Genomic DNA, 18,168 nt, shown 5'->3' with positions numbered 1-18,168 from the left:
GCGATGGATCTCAAGACACTCGAAGCCGCTGCCACCTGGTATGTGCAGCTCAACGATGGCGCCAGCGACGAGGCCCGCACCTACGCCTGGCGGCAGTGGCTGCAGGCCAACCCGCAACATGCTGCCGCCTGGGCGCGGGTAGAAAAACTGCAGCAGCAATGGGCCATGGTGCCGCCACAGGCAGCGCTGTCCAGCCTGGGCGCGGCACAAGCACAGCGGCGCGATGTGCTGAAGGTGCTGAGCCTGTTGCTGGCCATGGGCGGCGGTGGCTGGCTGGCAGCCGAGCAGGTGCCCTATCGCGCAATGCTGGCCCAGCAACGCACCCGTGGCGGCGAACGGCGCGCCATGCAGCTGGAGGATGGCTCACAGCTGGAGCTGAACGTGAATACCGCGCTGGATGTGCGCTACGACGCCAAGGTACGGGCGATCCAGCTGTACCAAGGGGAAATCCTGGTGCGCCCGATCAGTGGCCTTCAGCAGCGCCCGTTCATCGTGCACACCGAAGACGGCAGCGTGCTCACCCGTAGTACCGAGTTCAGCATCCGCAAACTTGCCCGGCAGACGCGCGTGGGCGTGCTGCAGGGCGCTGTCGAAGTACGCCCGCAGCACCACCCTGATCGGGTGCTGCAACTGCAGGCCACCCAGCAAGTGAATTTTGACCGCGACGACTTCGCCAGCGCACATGCCCTGCCCGTGGATTCGACAGCCTGGCTGCAGGGCATGCTGAGTGTGAACGACTGGCAGCTGGGCGACTTTGTCGAGGAACTGGGGCGTTACCGGCAAGGGGTGCTGCGCTGCGCCTCCTCGATCCGGTCCTTGAGCATTTCCGGTGCATTCCGCATCGACGATACCGATATTGCACTGGCCAACCTACCCAAAACCCTGCCCGTGAAGGTGCGCTATATCAGCCGTTACTGGGTGAGCGTGGAACCCGCCTGAATAACGGCCCCAAAAATAATTTCACCCACACCTTGCTGATTTCGATTCTCGCCCGTCCCTGACACAAGCCGCGACGACAGCGACTTTCTGCCATGACACGGAAGGATCACGCAATGCCCCATCTGCACCCCACCCCTGCAACCAAGCTGAGCCAGGCCGTGCGCCTGGTAGTGTTCGGCATGGCCCTGGCCAGCGCGCCGGGGCTGCTGCTGATGCCTGCCCAGGCCATGGCCCAAAGCCAGACCGCCTACCACGTCCCTGCCGGCCCGTTGGGCAATGCCATCACCCAGTTTGGCGTGCAGGCGGGCGTGACCATTTCGTTCGACACCGCACAAACCCGCAATCTGAGCAGCGCAGGCCTGGAAGGCAGCTACAGCGTCGATGAAGGGCTGATCCGCCTGCTGGCCAACAGTGGCTTGCAGGCTCAGCGCCAGGGCAATGGCGGCTATGTGCTGATGCCTGCAGACAACGGCTCGGCCATGGAGCTGGGGCCGATGAACATCGACGCCAACCGGCTGGACGCCACCAGCGAGGGCACCCAGTCGTACACTGCCCACGCAGTGACCATCGGCAAGGGCGTGCACACGCTGAAGGAAACCCCGCAGTCGGTCACCGTGATGACCCGCAAGATGCTCGACGACCAGAACCTCAACACGCTGGAACAGGTGCTGGACAAGACCCCGGGCATCACCGTGTACGACTCGCCCATGGGCGGCAAGTACTTCTACTCCCGTGGTTTCAACCTGGACGGCCAGTACCAGTACGACGGCGTGCCGCTGGACGTGGGCGGCAACTACGTGCAGGCCAACAGCTTTTCCAGCGACATGGCGTTCTACGACCGCGTCGAAATCCTCAAGGGCGCGGCGGGCATGATGAAGGGCTCCGGCTCTTCTGCCGGCGGCGTCAACTTCGTGCGCAAGCGTGGCCAGGAACAAGCCGCCACCACCGTCACCCTGTCTGCCGGTAGCTGGGACAACTACCGCGGCCAGGTGGATGCAGGCGGCCCGTTAAACGAGTCAGGAACCGTGCGGGGGCGCGCCGTGGCGTCGCTGCAGGATCGCCAGTACTTCTATGACACAGCCAAGCGCCAGGACCAGATACTGTACGGCGCCATCGACTGGGACGTCACCGCCGACACCACCCTGGGCTTTGGCCTGGCCTACGAGGATGTCGATGCCACACCGTGCTATTCCGGCCTGCCACGCTACGCCGATGGCAGTGACCTGAAGCTGTCGCGCTCCACCTGCCTGGGGGCCAGCTGGAACGACCTGCAAAGCCAGCGTGTTACCGGTTTCGCCGACCTCAAGCACCGCTTCAACGAAGACTGGACGCTGAACTTCGCCTCGATCTACACCCACAACAACCAGGACATCGAATACGCCTACTCCGAAGGCACGGTACCGGTCGGCGCCAGTACCGCCAGCATGAACGTGCGAGCCGGTCGTTTCGACTACGACCAGGACGACTACGGCTTCGATAGCTATGTCGATGGCAAGTTCGAGGCGTTCGGCCTGCAGCACGAGCTGATCATCGGCGCCAACGCCAGCCGGCAAAAAACCCATGACTACTTCGCGCTTATGCTGCTGAACGCCAAGCAGGACCCGTTCAACCCGACCGCGAACTTCCCACACCCGTCCAAGGGCGATTACCTGGTTAACCCGACCCGCGGCGGCAGCGTGCCAACCGACTCCACCACCACCCAGTACGGCACTTACGCCAACCTGCGGCTGAAGCTGGCAGAGCCGCTGACCCTGGTGCTGGGCGCGCGGGTCAGCTGGTACCGCAACAAGAGCGACTCCTATACCCAGTTCTACGATTACTGGGTGAATAACCGCAGCCAGGAAAACGGCCAGGTCACGCCGTTCGCCGCCGTGCTGTACGACCTGAACGACCAGTGGACCGCCTACGCCAGCTACGCCGACATCTTCCAGCCGCAGAGCGACAAGGTGAATGCCGAGCGGCAGGCGTTACAGCCCAAGACCGGTGCCAACTACGAGATCGGCATCAAGGGCGAGCTGCTTGACGGCGCATTGAACACCTCGTTCAACCTGTTCCGCACCATTGAGAATCATCGCGCGGAAACCGACTACAACGAAGCCTGCCCGTCTGGCGACGGCTATTGCTACACCGACAGCGGCAAGGTGCGTGCACAGGGTTTCGAGGCCGAGATCAGCGGCTCGCCAATCGAGCGGCTGCAACTGCTGGCGGGTTACACCTACACCCAGACCAAGTACCTGAGCACCATCGAAGACACCGACCCCACCGAGCTGACCTTCACCTCCAGCTTCATCCCACGGCACATGCTAAAGGTGTGGGGTGACTACCAGCTGGGCGGTGCACTGGAGCGCTTCACCGTCGGCGCCGGCCTGAACAGCCAGAGCGAGAACTTCCGCACTACCGGCACTACCCGCGTCGAGCAGGCGGGCTACACCGTGTGGAACGGCCGCGTGCAGTACCGCATCGACCCGAACTGGACGGTCGCCCTCAACGGCAACAACCTGTTCGACAAGAAGTACTACGCCACCATCGGTGCGCCGGCGTGGGGCAACTTCTATGGTGAGCCACGCAACTTCATGGTGACGTTGCAAGGCACGTTCTAAGGGATCACGGGCGGTTGCGGGGGATCGTGCAGAGAACAGAGCGATGGGGCGCAAGGTGGCCCCGGCAAATGATGCAGGTTGGCTGAAACCCTGGGGCCGCTGCGCGGCCCATCGCGACACAAGGTCGCTCCTACACGGGCCGCGTCAACCCATTGATTGTTTTAGCAGATAAGGAAATCGCTCATGCGCCCGAACAAGGCTTGCCCGGTAGTCATCCGCACAATGATCGCGGCTAGAGCCCGATCGCCACTTCACGCTCGCCGCTCATGTATTGCTGCAGGCGGCTGCGCAGCCAGCGTTCGGCCGGGTCGCTGTCGGTAGTGCTCAACCAGACCATGGCCAGCTCCAGCGCAGCCGTCTCGAACGGCAGCGTCTCGGCCTGCAGGTTGCCCCAACGCTCCATGCCGTGGGCGGCATAGTCGGGGCAGCAGGCCAGAAGGTCGGTACCCGCCAGAATCGCCGGCAACGAGCTGAACTGCGGTACCGACAACACCACCTTGCGTTCGCGGCCGATATCCTTCAGCCAGTCATCGACCACACCTTGCGTATTGGCAGTGGGCGATACCTGAACGTGCGGGCGGGCGCAGAACTCATCCAGCGTCAGTAGGGTGGCTGATTTGTCGGCCCGCACCACCCTGCCCTGCATCGTGCGCAGCACCTTGCGCTTGGCGTTGGCCGGCAGCCCCTTGGTCTGGCTGATGCCGACCGTCACATCGCCTGCTGCCAGCAAGTCTGGAATGCGCCAGTAATCCACATGCTGCACGACCACCACCACATTCGGCGCCTCCACCCGCAGCGCCCGCAGCAACGGCGGCAACAGCCCCGACTCGACATCATCGGACAAGCCGATGCGGAAGGTCATCTTGCTGGTCAGCGGCTCAAAATCATGGGTCATGCTGAGGGCGGTGGACATCGCATCCAGCGCCGGGGTGAGGTACTTGATGACCTCCTCGGCCCTGGCCGACGGTTCCATGCGGTTGCCCACGCGGATCAGCAACGGGTCATTGAACATAGCCCGCAACCTGGCCAGCGCGGCGCTGACCGTGGGCTGCGCGACGAACAGCTTTTCCGCAGCACGGGTGAGGTTGCGCTCCTGCATCAGAGCCTCGAACACCACCATCAGGTTGATATCAGCTTTGCGCAGTTCGTTGCGGTTCATTGGGGCTCCCGGCCATGGCCATGACGTGCGGACTCAATTCCAGCATCGATATGGATTGCGGTCGAGTAAAAACCGGAAAACCCGACTCAGGCTGCATTGCCCCACACTGCGCAATCTAGGTAACCTTCCGCCAACTTCCCTTCCGGCTTCCCCTGCCGTGCACCGCCCAGGCGTTAAATCGCGAAGCGGTCATTCATGATGCCGACACCTGCATGGCCGCCATCTTTTGGCGCGCCCATCTGCCATCTATACATTCAGGATGACCCCATGATCATTCGCCAAGGCATTGCTGCAGACTATCAGCAGTTGCTCGACATCTGGCTGCGCGCCGTACGCGCCACACACCACTTTCTGCAACCGTCCGACATCGACGCGCTGTTGCCACAGCTGCGCGACGTGTACTTCCCGGCCGTCGAGCTGTGGGTTGCAGTAGACACCGATGACCAGCCGCTGGGCTTCATCGGTTTCAATGAAAACCACGTGGAAATGCTCTTCGTCGACCCCGAGCGACATGGCCAAGGTATTGGCCGGGCGCTGCTGGATTTTGGCCGCCAGTCGCGTAACGCGATGAGTGTCGATGTCAACGAGCAGAACCCCCAGGCAACAGGGTTCTACGAGCACTACGGCTTCGTCCAGACCGGCCGCTCGCCGCTGGATGGCGAAGGCCGGCCGTTCCCCTTGCTGCATATGAGCTTGCCCACCAAGGCGTGACCATAAGGCACATACCGCGATAGACCGGTCCATCGAGCCGTGTGTCGCAAACGTACGGCCACCATGAAGGTGCTGCTAGCTTGACTGTCGGGTTCTCATGCCCGGTCGCCGGGCTGCCAAGGGATCGGGTCAGTGCCACCAGGTGCTTGCCGCGACATGTTCAGCGCCTGAGCAATCGAGCGCCGCGCGGGCGGCGCTAGATTGCACAGGCGCTGAATAATTGCGCCGAACCACCAATCTTCGCAATCCAGCACCAATAAGCCGCCGTATAATCGGATCCAATACCGAGGATACCCCGCATGCAAGCATTGGAAATGGACTACGGACACGGCGAGGAAGTGGCCAGCCACTGCCACGCCGAAGACCAGCTGATCTACGCCGCCAGTGGTGTGATGCGGGTCAGCAGCGAAGGCGGTAGCTGGGTGATCCCCGGCGGGCATGCGTTGTGGATGCCCGCCGGGGTCAGCCATGCCATCCGCATGGAGGGCGTGGTCTGCATGCGCACCCTGCTGCTCGATGCGCGCATCGACCGATGCCAGGTCATCGTTGTGTCCGGCCTGCTGCACGAACTGATCCTGGCCGCGTCACGCATGCTCGACCTGCGTGACGGCGAGCACGTGCGGGCACTGATCCAGCTTGAGTTGGCCACTGCCAGGCGTATCGATGCCTTTGTGCCGTTGCCGCACCAGGCGCGGCTGCGCACTTGGTGCGAGCGCTTCCTGCAGGACCCGGCCCAGGACCTGACCCTGGAGCAATGCGGCGCGCAACTGAACATCAGCGCCCGCAGCGTGGCACGGCTGTTCCAGCGCGAGGTGGGCATGTCGTATGGTGAATGGCGCGCCCGTGCCCGGGTGATGCTCAGCCAGCAGTGCCTGGCCGATGGCCAGCCGATCCTGAACGTGGCGCTGGAGCACGGCTACCAGAGCGCCAGCGCCTTTGCCGCCATGTTCAAGCGCATCCTCGGCTACGCGCCGAGCGATTGGCAAAACAGTACCGCGCGCGGGTACTGAGCCCCAGGTTGTCCCACTTGCGCGCAGGGTTGTCCCGCTTGCGGCAGCGGCGTGCGCTGTACCCTCGTTAACCTCGCATCACCACCCTTGAGCGACATGTGTGATGCCCTTACTGCCTTCATTTCCCTTCCCTGCCCGGTTTGCCGTAGTCGCCATGCTCGGCGTGCTGGCGGCGTGCACCCGGCAACCCGCACCTGCCGAGCCAGCTGCAGCGCTGCTGGCCAACCCGCTGGCGAGTGTGCCAGCCGGTGTCAGCCGGCAACCATTGCCCGAACAATGGTGGGCGCTGTTCCAGGACCCGCAACTTAACCACTGGGTACAGCAAGCGCTGGCGCACAATCAGGACCTGGCACAGGCCGAGGCCAATGTGCAGGCCATGCTGGCCGGGATCGGCGAGTTCGATGCCAGGCGCTGGCCGTCAACCTCGATGGGCTTTGCCGCCACCTATGGCATGACCGCCGATGACCAGACCCTGGCCGAGGCGACCGACAGCCACGCGCCGGCTCAATGGCAATTCAACCCAGGTATCGAGTTGGCCTATCAGGTGGATGTCTGGGGCCAGGTGCGTGCTGCCATCGAGCACGCCCGGGCCCAGGCCGAAGCCAGCGCTGCGGCGCTGGACCTGGTCCGCCTGCAAGTGGTCGCCCAGACCAGCCGCGCCTACATCGACCAGTGCGTCTACGCGGCGCGCCTGGACGAGGCTAAGCAGTCCCTGCAAACACTCGACCACAGCGTGCAACTGAGCGAACGCCAGCGCCAGGCCGGCGTGGCCACTGCCCTCGACAGCGAGCGTCTGCTGGGTTTGCGGGAACAGGTGCGTGCACAACTGCCGATGCTAGTAGCCCGGCGGCAGATGGCGCTTTACGAACTGAGCATGCTCAGTGGCCAGGCCTCGGTGGCCGATACCGCAACTTGCACCACCATCCCCACGCTGTCGGCGCCGCTACCGGCCGGCGATGGCTGGCATTTGCTCGAACGCCGGCCGGATGTGCGCCAGGCCGAACGGGAGCTGCAGGCGGCCAGCCTGGAAACCGACATCGTCCGGGCCGACCTGTATCCGAAGGTCATCTTCGGCGCTTCGCTGACGTCCTCGGACCATGGCCTTGCCAACCTTGGTGACAGCCGCGCGGTGATGTTTGGCATTGGCCCGCTGATCCGTTGGGAATTCCCCAATATCAAAGCCAACCGCGCAAGGGTCGACAAAGCCGAGGCCTTGCAGCAGGCGCAGGTTGCCCATTACCGCGGCATGGCGCTGAGCGCGCTCAAGGACGTACGCCAGGCCCTTGCCCGCTATGACGGTGAGCGGCAGCAGTTGCAGGCGCTGGATTCCGCCCTGACGCACAGCCAGCGCGGTTATGCCCTGGCCCAGGGCAACTATCGCGCCGGCACCGTGGACGGGTTGGCGTTGCTGGACAGCGAGCGGGAACTGATTCGCCTGCGGGGCAGCCACGTAGAAGCCCGTGGGCGGCTGGCACAGGCACAGGTCAACCTGTTTCGCGCCTTGGGCGGGCGGTGGTAGCTCGAGGTAATAACAAATGCGGCCGCTTAGCGGCCCTTCGCGGGCACGCCCGCTCCCACAGGAACTGCGCAGCGCCCGAAGAAAACGGCATCCCTGTGGGAGCGGGCGTGCCCGCGAAGGGCGGCACAGCAGCCCCAAAAATCAAGCATGGAAACCGGACATGAATGTTGCCGTAGAACGAACCGCACCCCTCGAAAGTGAACAGCGGGCCAAAGCCCGTCGTCGCCTGGCCTACACCGCCAGCGGTAGCCTGGCAGCAATCGCCCTGCTGGCCTTCACCAGCTACTGGCTCACCACCGGCCGCTACCTGGAGACCACCGACGACGCCTACGTCCGCGCCGACTGGGTGGCCCTGAGCCCACGCGTGGCCGGTTACGTGGCCGAGGTAGCAGTGGCTGACGACCAGCCCGTGAAAGCCGGCGATGTACTGGTACGCCTGCAAAGCCGCGACTACCGCGCCCGCCTTGACCAGGCCCGGGCAGGTGTGGCCGAGGCGCAGGCGACACTGGTGGCCGCCCAGGCCCGCCAGCAGATGGCCAGCGAGCGTATCAACCTGCAACAACAAGCCATCCTGCAGGCAGAAGCTGCCATGCGCAGTGCCACTGCCGAACAGCGGCGCAGTGACTTGGACATGCAACGCTACCGTGGCCTTGTGCGAGACGACGCCGCGACCGTGCAGCGCCTGGAAACCGCCAGCGCCCATGCCACCCAGGCGCAAGCCGCGCTGCAAGGTGCCCAGGCCGCGCTGCACCAACAACGGTCACAACTGGCCATGGCAAAGGCCCGGTCAGCGCAGGCTGACGCCGAACTGCAACAGCGCGCGGCAGCGTTGACCCGCGCGCAGGCCCACCAACAGTTGGCCGAGCAGGACGAACAGGACACCGTGATCCGCGCACCGATCACGGGCGTGGTCGGCCAATGCCGCGTACGCGCCGGCCAGTACGTGGTGCCGGGCCAGCCGCTGCTGGCCGTGGTGCCCCTGCAGCAGGCCTATGTGGTGGCCAATTTCAAGGAAACCCAGTTGGCCAACATGCGCCCGGGGCAGGCGGTAGAAATCCGCGTCGACAGCTTCGCCAGCCAGCCACTGCACGGCCATGTGGCCAGCTTCTCGCCGGCCTCTGGCAATGTCTTCGCATTGCTGCCGTCGGACAATGCCACCGGCAACTTCACCAAGATTGTCCAGCGCTTCCCGGTTCGCATTCTGCTGGACACACCGCTGGATGGCCCGCAGGTACTGCCCGGCATGTCGGTGGTGAGCACGGTCGACACCCGCCCCGCAGAGGTGGCCGATGCGCACTGAACAACCCGTCTCGCTGCGCGCCTGGGTGGCGGTGCTCGGCGGCTTGTTCGGCTGTTTCATGGCCGGCATGAACGTGCATGTCACCAGCGCCGCGCTGCCGGAAATCCGCGGCTCGCTGGGTGCCAGCTTCGAGGAAGGTTCATGGATTTCCACCGCCTACCTGGTGGCGGAAATCGTGATGATTCCGCTGACGGCCTGGCTGGTGGAGGTGTTCTCGCTGCGGCGGGTGATGTGGACCGGCTCACTCATATTCCTGATAGCTTCGGTGGCCTGTTCCTGGGCGCCCAACCTGGAGGCGATGATTGCCATCCGGGTGATCCAGGGTGCTGCGGGCGCGGTGCTGATTCCCCTGTCGTTCCAGCTGATCATCACCGAACTGCCGGCCAGCAAGATGGCCATGGGCATGGCGCTTTTCAGCCTGGCCAACAGCGTGGCGCAGGCGGCCGGGCCCTCGATTGGTGGCTGGCTGACCGATGCCTATTCGTGGCGCTGGATCTTTTATCTGCAACTGTTCCCCGGCATTGCGCTGCTGTTCGCCATCGCCTGGTCGATCGAGGCCAAGCCCATGAAGCTTGAGCTGCTACGCAAAGGTGACTGGCTGGGTATCGCCGCCATGGTGATCGGCCTGGGTGGCTTGCAGATCGTGCTGGAAGAAGGCGGCCGGCTGGACTGGTTCGGCTCGCCATTCATCGTCGCCATGAGTGTAGTCGCCGCCATTGCCCTGGTGGTGTTCGTGGTGACCCAGCTGTTCGGCCAGCGCGCGTTCATCAACCTGCGCTTGCTCGGGCGCTACAACTTCGGCGTCGCCAGCGTGGCCATGTTCATCTTTGGCGCCGCAACGTTCGGCCTGGTATTCCTGGTGCCCAACTACCTGTCGCAGCTGCAGGGTTTCAGCGCGCACGATGTCGGCGTGGCGCTGATCGCCTATGGCGTGGTGCAGCTGCTGCTGGCGCCGTTGATGCCCCGGCTGATGGGCTGGACCAGCGCCAAGTTCATGGTCGCCAGCGGCTTTCTGATCATGGCCCTGGGCTGCTGGCTGGGGGCGAGCCTGAGCGCCGACAGTGCCGACAACGTGATCATCCCGTCCACGGTGGTGCGCGGTATTGGCCAGTCATTCATCATGGTGGCGTTGTCGGTGCTGGCGGTGGCCGGGCTGGACAAGCGTGAGGCCGGCTCGGCCTCGGCGGTATTCTCGATGCTGCGCAACCTGGGGGGTGCCATCGGCACGGCCGGGTTGACGCAACTGGTGGCCACCCGTGAGCGCTTTCACAGCGAGCGTATTCACGAGCAGGTGACAGTGTTCGAGCCTGGCGTGCAAGAGCGCATCAGCCCGACGGTGCAGAGCTGGTTGCCGCACCAGCAGCAGATGCTGGAGGGGTTGGCGGGGACGATTCGGCGGGAGGCTTACCTGATGGCTTACAGTGATGCGTTCTACCTGGCGTGCCTGGCGTTGGTCGGGTGTGCAATAGCGGCATTGCTGCTGCGGTCAAAACACCAATTGTGATGCCGACACATCTCCCTGCAGGAGCATGCGCTTAGAGTGCCGCACCCGGCGCAAGGCCCGGCACCGCACGCATTTCGGCGGTGCCGAACAGGTCCCTGCCGCTGTTACACTGCCTACCGATGAAATGTGCGAGACAGACCAGAGGTATGAACCCGACGCGCTACTCCACCGTGGCAAAGGACTTGATGGAAGGCATCGCCAACGGCCGCTACCCGGTGGGCAGCCTGCTGCCGACCGAGTTCGAGCTGTGCGACCTTTACAATGTGAGCCGGCACACGGTGCGCGCCGCGATCGACCAGCTGCTCAACCAGGGGCTGGTGTCACGGCGCAAGCGCGTGGGCACCCGGGTGGAGGCCAGCAGCCCGCGCGGCGGCTACTCGCAGTCGCTGGCCAGCGTGGCCGACCTGGCCCACCTGGCCGAAACCCAGCAGCGGGAAATCCAGAACGTGCGCCATTTCGTCGCCGAACTGAACGAAGCGGCGCGGCTGGGGCTGGTACCGGGCGAGCATTACTTCTGCGTGTCGAGCATCCGCGTCGACCGCCTGCACAATGCCGCGCCGCTGTGCTGGACCGATGTGTACGCACAGCGCGACTATGCCGAGGTCATCGAACGGGCCCGCGAGCACCCCGACCAGCTGATTGCCGGGTTGATCGAGCAGCACTATGGCCGGGCGATCGCGGTGGTCGACCAGCAGGTGCGGGCAGTGCTGCTGACGACAGAGATGGCCAAAGCGCTGAAGGCCGAGGCAGGTTCACCGGGGTTGAAGATCATCCGCCATTACCGCGAGGAAAACGGTGATTTGATGGCGGTTTCCGAAACCGTGCACCCGGATGACCGCTTCACCCTGGTGACCCAGATGCGCCGGGATCGCTCGCCCACCTGATCCGTCCCAAAGGCGCGCGCAAATCCCTATAGGAGCAGCCTTGTGCTGCGAAGAGGCCATTACTGCCAAAGAAATGTGTTGACCATGCCGGCCTCTTCGCAGCACAAGGCTGCTCCTACGGCGCCCCCAATTGCCTTTCGGCTTCGATCAACTGCTGCCCCCGCACCGTGGTCACCCGGTGATCGCGCGCCAGCCAGGCATAGATGGTCGGTAGCACGAACAAGGTAAACAAGGTGCCCACCAGCATCCCGCACACAATCACCACCCCCAGCCCGAAGCGGCTGTTGGCCCCGGCGCCGCTGGCGAACAGCAGCGGCAGCACACCAAAGGTCATCGCCGCAGTGGTCATCACCACCGGCCGCAAACGTATCTGCGCGGCACGGACAATGGCGGCAGCACGGTCGAGGTTGTCGCGCACCTGGATCTCGTTGGCAAACTCCACCATCAGGATGCCGTGCTTGCTGATCAGGCCGATCAGGGTCACCAGGCCAATCTGCGTGTAAATGTTCAGCGTGGCCCAGCCCAGCGCCAGCGGCAGCAGCGCACCGCAGATCGACAGCGGCACAGTCACCAGGATGATCAGTGGGTCAACCAGGCTTTCGTACTGCGCCGCCAGCACCAGGTAGATCACCACCAGGGCAGCAAGAAACGCCCACATCAAGGCAAAGCCCTCCTGCACATACTGCCGAGATTCCGATTGCCAGTCGTGGCTGAAGCCCGGCGGCAGTTCGGCGGTGAGCTGTTCGAGAAAGGCCACGGCGTTGCCCATCGACACCCCCGGCGCCGGGATGGCCTGCAGGGTACTGGCGTTCTGCTGATCGAACTGCAGCAGGCGGTTGGGCGCCACTTCGATCTTTAGGTGCACCACCATGGCCAGCGGCACCAGGCTGCCATCTTTGGCGCGCACATACTGGCGGTTCAGCGCCGCAGGCGTCAGGCGCTGGTCCTGGATACTCTGCGGGATCACATCATAGGAGCGCCCGAACAACGCAAAGCGGTTGAGGTACTGCTCGCCCACCAGCACACCCAGCGACTCGCCAATGGCCTGCATGCTGATGCCCAGGCTGGCCGCCTTGGCCCGATCGACGCGCACCTTGACCACCGGGTTGTTGTAGTCGAGGTCGCTGTCCACCACGGCAAACAGGCCGCTGTCGCGGGCGCGTTGCTTGAGCACTTCCATGGTCTGGTACAGCTCGGGGTAATGCTGGGCGCTGCGCAGCACCATCTGCACCGGCAGGCCGCCACTGGAGCCCGGCAGCGAAGCGACCTGGAAGGCGAAGATGCTGCTGCCTTCGATATCCGCCACGGCCTGCTGCAACTGCGCCTGCACCTGTGCGGCGGAACGCTCGCGCGCCTGCCAGGCGCTGAGGTTGATACCCCCGAAACTGGCGGCCGGGCCGTCGGTGCCGTTGATGATCCAAGTGTCGGTGGTTTCGGCGATGGACTTCATCACCTGGTCAAGCTTCAGCGCAAAGCGTTCCGCATATTCCAGGCTGGCATGCTGCGGCGACTTGATGGCGGTCAGCACCGCTGCCTGGTCCTCGGGCGGCGCCAGCTCGCGTTGGGGCAGCAGGTAAAGCCAGGGCAGGCTCAGGCACACCAGCAGCGCCACACCCGCGCTGATCCAGCGATGCGCCAGGGAGTAGGCCAGCACTCGTCCATAGGCCGCGGTCAACGCAGCAAACAACCGATCAGCCATGTTGGCCATCGCGCCATGCTGCTGCCCCGGTTGCAACAGCAACGAGCTCATCACCGGCGACAGGGTCAGCGCCACGATGCCGGACACGATCACCGCCCCCGCCAAGGTCAGGGCAAATTCGCGGAACAGCGTGCCGGTCAGCCCGCCCATCAGCCCGATCGGCGCATACACCGCCGCCAGGGTAAGGGTCATGGCAATGACCGGCCCGGCGATTTCCCGCGCCCCGGCCAATGCCGCAGCAACCGGCGACTTGCCCTCTTCGATATGCCGGTGCACGTTCTCCACCACCACGATGGCATCGTCCACCACCAGGCCGATGGCCAGCACCATCGCCAGCAAGGTCAGCAGATTGAGGCTGAAGCCGAACATCAGCATCAGGCCTGCGGCACCGAGCATCGACAGCGGGATGGCCACCACTGCGATCAGCACACTGCGCAGCGAACCCAGGCACAGCCAGATCACCAGCACCACGATCAGCATCGCCTCCACCAGGGTGCGCAGCACCTCATGGATCGAAGCATCGATGAAGCGCGCAGTCTCATAGGCCAGCGCCACCTTCACCCCGGGCGGCAGGGTCTGCTGGATTTGCGGCAGCAGCTGGCGAATGCCCTCGACAATCACCAGCGGGTTGCCGGCCGGCGTGGGAAACAGCCCCAGGTGCACGGCAGGCTTGCCGTCCATGGTAGCGCTGGTCTGGGTGGCAGCCGCGCTCAGCTCGACAGTGCCGACATCGCGCAGGCGCACCAGGTCGGTGCCATCGTTGCGGATGATCAGCTCGCGGAAGTCCTCGACCCGGGTCAGGTCAGTGTCCACCTGGATATCGGCCAGCACGTACTGCCCACGCACCTGGCCCGGCGTCGCCTGGTAGTTGTTGGCCCGCACCGCCTGCGCCACGTCCGCTGCCGTCACCCCGCGCCCGGCCATCTGTTCGCTGTCCAGCCACAGGCGCATGGCCAGCCGCTGCCCACCGAACGACTGCACCTTGGCCACGCCGTCGATGCCTGAGAACTGCGGCTCCACCGCCCGCGACAGGTAATCGCTCAGCTCCGGGATCGACAGGCTGTCACTGGCAAAACCCACATAAGCCACGGCGGTGGAGTCGCCTGCCGACAGCTCCACCACCGGGTCGTAAGCCTTTTCCGGCAGGCGGTAGCGCACCTGATTGACCTTGGCCATGGTCTCGGCCAGCGCCTGGGTCGAGTCGCGGTTGAGCACCATGCGCAAGGTGATCAGGCTGTGCCCCTGCTGCGACGACGAGGACAGGTAGTCGATGCCCTCCACCGACGACACCGCCTGGGTGATCGGCTGGGTCACAAAGCCCTGCATCAGCTCGGCCGAAGCGCCGGGGTACTCGGTGCTGATAGTAATGGTCGAGCTTGCCAGCAACGGGTACTGACGGATCGGCAACTTGCCCATGGCAAACAGCCCCATCAGGATGATCAGGCTGCTGACCACCAGCGCCAGCACCGGGCGGCGCACGAAGAGGTCGGTAAACTTCATGGCTGCCCCCCTCCAAGGTTTGCCTGCAAGCTGTCCTGCGCCACCGGCTCGACCGACATGCCGTCGCTGAGCTTCAACTGGCCAGACACCACCACCCGGTCACCGGGCGCCAGGCCGGAGGTAACCTCCACCCGCCCCTCCCAGCGCTCACCAGTGGTTACCCGCACCCTGCTGACCCGGGTACCATGCGCCGGGTCCTGAGTGGCAACGAATACCGTCTGGCCATAGGCGGCGTAGGTGATCGCGGTTTCTGGCACAGCCAATACAGTCGACGGCTGCACAGCATCCAGGCGCACGCCAGCGTACATGCCCGGCTGCAACTGCCCGTCCGGGTTCGGCAAGGCTGCCTGCACCTGCACCAGGCGCGCCTTGCTGACCACCGGATCGACCGCCACCACCCGGGCCTTGAAGCCTTGCCCGCGTACTGCGTCCAGCGTCAGTGCCAGCACTTGCCCGACGTGCACTTCGGGGGCGGCCTGCTCGCCCAACGCGAAATTCACATGCAACTGGCTGATGTCGGCCAGGTTGACGATGGCATCACCGGCGCCCAGATACTGGCCCTGATGCACCCGCCGAATACCCAGCTTGCCGGCAAACGGTGCGCGAATGGCCTTCTGCGCGATCAGCGCCTCGACATGCTGCAGCTCACCACGGGCCACGTCCACGGCAGTGGCGGCGTTGTCCAGCAGCTCTTGCGACACGGCATTCATTGCCCGCAGCTTGCGGCTGCGCTGCAGCACCACTTCGGCGTTACGCAGCCTGGCCCGCAACTGCACCCGCTGGGCCTGCTCCGGCGCGTCGTTGAGCTGCACCAGCAACTGCCCGGCAGTGACCGCCTGCCCCGACTCGAAGGCGATGCGGGTAATGCGCCCCGCCGTCTCGGCCGCCACCTGTACCTGGTTAACCGCTTCCAGCTCCCCTGAAGCAAAGTTCTGCCGCGCCAGCTGTACCTGCTCGGCCGTAGCCAGCGCCACCTTGGTCGCCGGCCACGCCGCCGCAGCGGGTGGCGCCGAACCGCTACCCACTAACGCATAGCAAGCAGCCAGCACACCGGCTACAGCGCCAGCCCAGGCCAGTAACGTCCGTTTGTTCATGCACAGCTCCGATCACCGGGAAAGCGGTTGCGGGGAAGATCGGGCAGGACTATAAGAGCTCAACTTAACTTGAGGTCAACAGACATGGCAGCGGACAACACGCGGATGCTCACAGTGGGTGAAGTGGCCAAGCGCAGCGGCGTGGCGGTGTCTGCGCTGCACTTCTACGAGACCAAGGGGCTGATCGCCAGCGTCCGCACGGCCGGCAACCAGCGGCGCTATCCCTCGCTGGTGCTGCGTACACTGGCGATCATCAAGGTGGCGCAGCGCACGGGTATTCCGCTGGAGGAAATCAAGCAGGCGTTCAGCCGCTATGCGCCAAACAGCAAGCTTACGGCGGCGCAATGGGGCGAGATGTCCACCGCCTGGCGCGAAGACCTGAACGCCCGCATCCGCACGCTGGAGGCGCTGCGCGACAGCCTGGACAACTGCATTGGTTGCGGTTGCCTGTCGCTGGAAGACTGCCCGCTGCGCAACCCCGAGGATGTGCTGGGCAAGGAAGGTACCGGGGCGCGGATCCTCGAGAAGAAAGCGCGTTAGCCTCGCGCTCCCAAGCCATGTGCGATGCGTGATCTACAGGTGACACGCAGACGCTTGGAACCATTGCGGCCCTTCACCGCCCTAACCCTGTGCTGTTAACCCAAAGCCGATCACAGGAAGGAACAAAGCCATCATGAAACGTGAACAGATCGAAGGTGTAGCAGAGAACCTGGCAGGCAAGGCGCAGAGCGCTGTTGGCCGACTGATCGAGGATCCTGCGCTGGAAGCCGAAGGCGATGGGCGTCAGGCAGCAGGCCAGCTGACCAAGACCTATGGTGACACGCTAGATACGGTGTCTTCGTTCGTGAAGGAAAAACCGTTCGCCGCGCTGGCCATCACCGCCGCCGTCACGCTGGTGGTCTCTCGCCTGCTGCGCCGCTGAACAGGGCTGCGCAAGCAGGGCCTGGGCCGGGTACGCCATCCGGCCCGCGCCATCACCAGATGGCGATATCGTAGGTAAGGTAAAGGCGGTTGCTGTCGCGCCCGCGGGCAAAATCCGAACGATAGACATAGTTACGCAGCTTCACACCCAGCCCTTTCAACGGCCCGCCCTGCACCACGTAGGCAAGCTCGGCGTCACGCTCCCACTCCTTGATGCCCCCGGCACCGGAGCGGCTATTTTCGCCACTCAGGTATCGCGCCATGAAGGTCAGGCCCGGCACGCCTGCTGCCGCAAAGTTGTAGGCGTAGCTTGCCATCCAGGTCTTTTCGTCTTGCTCGATAAACTTGCCGATGCCGACGTTGCTGAACGAATACACCGTCGCGCCGCTGATGTAGGGCAGCCCTGCCTCGCCATCGAGCACCTGGTAGCCAGCACCGAGGGTGTGGCCCGAATGGGCATAGGCCACCTGCCCGCTGATCATGTCGTTATCGATGGCGCCGCCGTAGGCGGCACCGCTGTCACGGCTCTTGAAATAGCGCAGGTCAGTGCTCAGCACGCCACCGGCCAGCGGCAGCTCATGTAGCAGGCCGGCGAAGTCCTGGCGGTAGAAGTGCTCGAGCTGGCCATGGAAATAGCTCAGGCGCAGTTGTTTGCTGACGGCATAGTCGGCGCCGGCGAAGTTGAAGTCACCGGACATGCCGCCCGCATAGCCATCCAGGTACAGGCCAGTGCTGTCCGATGAATCACGCTGTTTGAAGCGGTCCAGGTGCCCCGCCGTCAGTGTCAGCCCTTCGATATCCGTGCTGGTCAGCTGCGTGCCCTGGTACGTCTGCGGCAACAGCCGGGCATCGTTATAGACCAGCACCGGCGTCTTGGGCAGCAAGGTGCCGTGCTTGACCACAGTCTGCCCGATGCGGGCCTTCGCCGTGACACCTGCGCTGGCGAATTCGTCCGCCGCTCGGCCGTCGTCATGCACCGGCAGCAGCCCGGAACCGCTGCGCCCACGGCCCGAGTCCAGACGTATGCCGACCAGGCCCAGTGCGTCGAGCCCGACCCCGAGCGTGCCGGCGGTAAAGCCCGACTGGTAGTCGAGCAGAAAACCCTGGGCCCACTCCACCCGCTCGCTTTTTGCACTGGCGGCAGCACGCGCACTCATGCCCTGCTCGTCACGGAAATTCTCGTTGAAGTAGACGTTGCGCAGTTGCAGCTTGAGCTTGCTGTCATCGACGAAACCAGCGGCGCCGGCAACAGGTAAGCAGCCGCAGAGCAGGCCACAGGTGGCCCCACGGAACATGGCTCGGGACATGATCGGTACTCTATTGTTGTT

14 protein-coding genes are annotated in these 18,168 nt (G+C 64.4%); 10 read left to right on the top strand and 4 right to left on the bottom strand.

Annotated features, from left to right (window positions below; translation table 11 throughout):
- The first annotated feature begins 3 nt into the window (after positions 1-3).
- Positions 4-939, top strand: coding sequence for a FecR domain-containing protein (locus E8E78_RS06235; protein ID WP_049274354.1), 936 nt, complete (start codon positions 4-6; stop codon positions 937-939).
- 113 nt (positions 940-1,052) lie between these two features.
- Positions 1,053-3,539: a TonB-dependent receptor gene (locus E8E78_RS06230; protein WP_049274356.1), complete on the top strand. Its 2,487-nt coding sequence runs from the start codon at positions 1,053-1,055 to the stop codon at positions 3,537-3,539.
- Positions 3,540-3,771: 232 nt separating this feature from the next.
- On the opposite strand, the gene E8E78_RS06225 is transcribed toward E8E78_RS06230, so the two are convergent.
- Positions 3,772-4,698: a LysR substrate-binding domain-containing protein gene (locus E8E78_RS06225; protein ID WP_049274358.1), complete on the bottom strand. Its 927-nt coding sequence runs from the start codon at positions 4,696-4,698 to the stop codon at positions 3,772-3,774.
- Between the two features lie 267 nt (positions 4,699-4,965).
- On the opposite strand from E8E78_RS06225, the gene E8E78_RS06220 reads away from it, so the two are divergent.
- The 6 genes from E8E78_RS06220 to E8E78_RS06195 all read left to right on the top strand — a co-directional run bounded on the left by E8E78_RS06220 (position 4,966) and on the right by E8E78_RS06195 (position 11,626).
- Complete coding sequence (locus E8E78_RS06220; RefSeq protein ID WP_049274360.1) at positions 4,966-5,409, top strand: acetyltransferase; 444 nt, start codon at positions 4,966-4,968, stop codon at positions 5,407-5,409.
- A 299-nt stretch (positions 5,410-5,708) separates the two neighbouring features.
- Positions 5,709-6,419, top strand: coding sequence for a helix-turn-helix transcriptional regulator (locus E8E78_RS06215; protein ID WP_049274361.1), 711 nt, complete (start codon positions 5,709-5,711; stop codon positions 6,417-6,419).
- A gap of 103 nt (positions 6,420-6,522) precedes the next feature.
- Entirely contained in the window at positions 6,523-7,938 is a 1,416-nt protein-coding gene (locus E8E78_RS06210) for a TolC family protein (protein ID WP_080983670.1), read from the top strand.
- Between the two features lie 160 nt (positions 7,939-8,098).
- A complete protein-coding gene (locus E8E78_RS06205) occupies positions 8,099-9,238 on the top strand; it encodes an HlyD family secretion protein (RefSeq protein WP_280312886.1) in 1,140 nt (379 codons plus the stop codon).
- Positions 9,228-10,742, top strand: coding sequence for a DHA2 family efflux MFS transporter permease subunit (locus E8E78_RS06200; RefSeq protein WP_280312889.1), 1,515 nt, complete (start codon positions 9,228-9,230; stop codon positions 10,740-10,742). Before E8E78_RS06205 ends, E8E78_RS06200 begins: the two co-directional genes overlap by 11 nt.
- 146 nt (positions 10,743-10,888) lie before the next feature.
- Complete coding sequence (locus E8E78_RS06195; RefSeq protein ID WP_059395436.1) at positions 10,889-11,626, top strand: GntR family transcriptional regulator; 738 nt, start codon at positions 10,889-10,891, stop codon at positions 11,624-11,626.
- A gap of 115 nt (positions 11,627-11,741) precedes the next feature.
- On the opposite strand, the gene E8E78_RS06190 is transcribed toward E8E78_RS06195, so the two are convergent.
- A complete protein-coding gene (locus tag E8E78_RS06190) occupies positions 11,742-14,825 on the bottom strand; it encodes a MexW/MexI family multidrug efflux RND transporter permease subunit (RefSeq protein ID WP_061203758.1) in 3,084 nt (1,027 codons plus the stop codon).
- Positions 14,822-15,919 carry an efflux RND transporter periplasmic adaptor subunit gene (locus tag E8E78_RS06185; RefSeq protein ID WP_059395438.1) on the bottom strand — a complete coding sequence of 366 codons (1,098 nt, stop codon included), beginning with the start codon at positions 15,917-15,919 and terminating at the stop codon, positions 14,822-14,824. The genes E8E78_RS06190 and E8E78_RS06185 overlap by 4 nt, the downstream gene beginning before the upstream one ends.
- 84 nt (positions 15,920-16,003) lie before the next feature.
- Here E8E78_RS06185 and soxR point away from each other — a divergent pair, with 84 nt between their 5' ends.
- A complete protein-coding gene (gene soxR / locus E8E78_RS06180) occupies positions 16,004-16,459 on the top strand; it encodes a redox-sensitive transcriptional activator SoxR (protein ID WP_016500816.1) in 456 nt (151 codons plus the stop codon).
- A gap of 133 nt (positions 16,460-16,592) precedes the next feature.
- On the top strand, positions 16,593-16,841 hold the full coding sequence (locus E8E78_RS06175) for a CsbD family protein (RefSeq protein ID WP_016500817.1): 249 nt from the start codon (positions 16,593-16,595) through the stop codon (positions 16,839-16,841).
- A 52-nt stretch (positions 16,842-16,893) separates the two neighbouring features.
- Here the strand turns inward: E8E78_RS06175 and E8E78_RS06170 are convergent, their stop codons facing one another.
- The gene (locus E8E78_RS06170; protein WP_280312895.1) at positions 16,894-18,147 is read right to left on the bottom strand and encodes an OprD family porin; all 1,254 of its coding nucleotides are present in this window, start codon (positions 18,145-18,147) and stop codon (positions 16,894-16,896) included.
- Positions 18,148-18,168 lie beyond the last annotated feature (21 nt).

It is taken from the genome of Pseudomonas sp. BN505 (genome assembly GCF_029873175.1).
Lineage (GTDB): Bacteria > Pseudomonadota > Gammaproteobacteria > Pseudomonadales > Pseudomonadaceae > Aquipseudomonas > Aquipseudomonas putida.
Note: the sequence above shows the minus strand (reverse complement) of the source record. Positions and strands in the feature narration are given on the sequence as shown.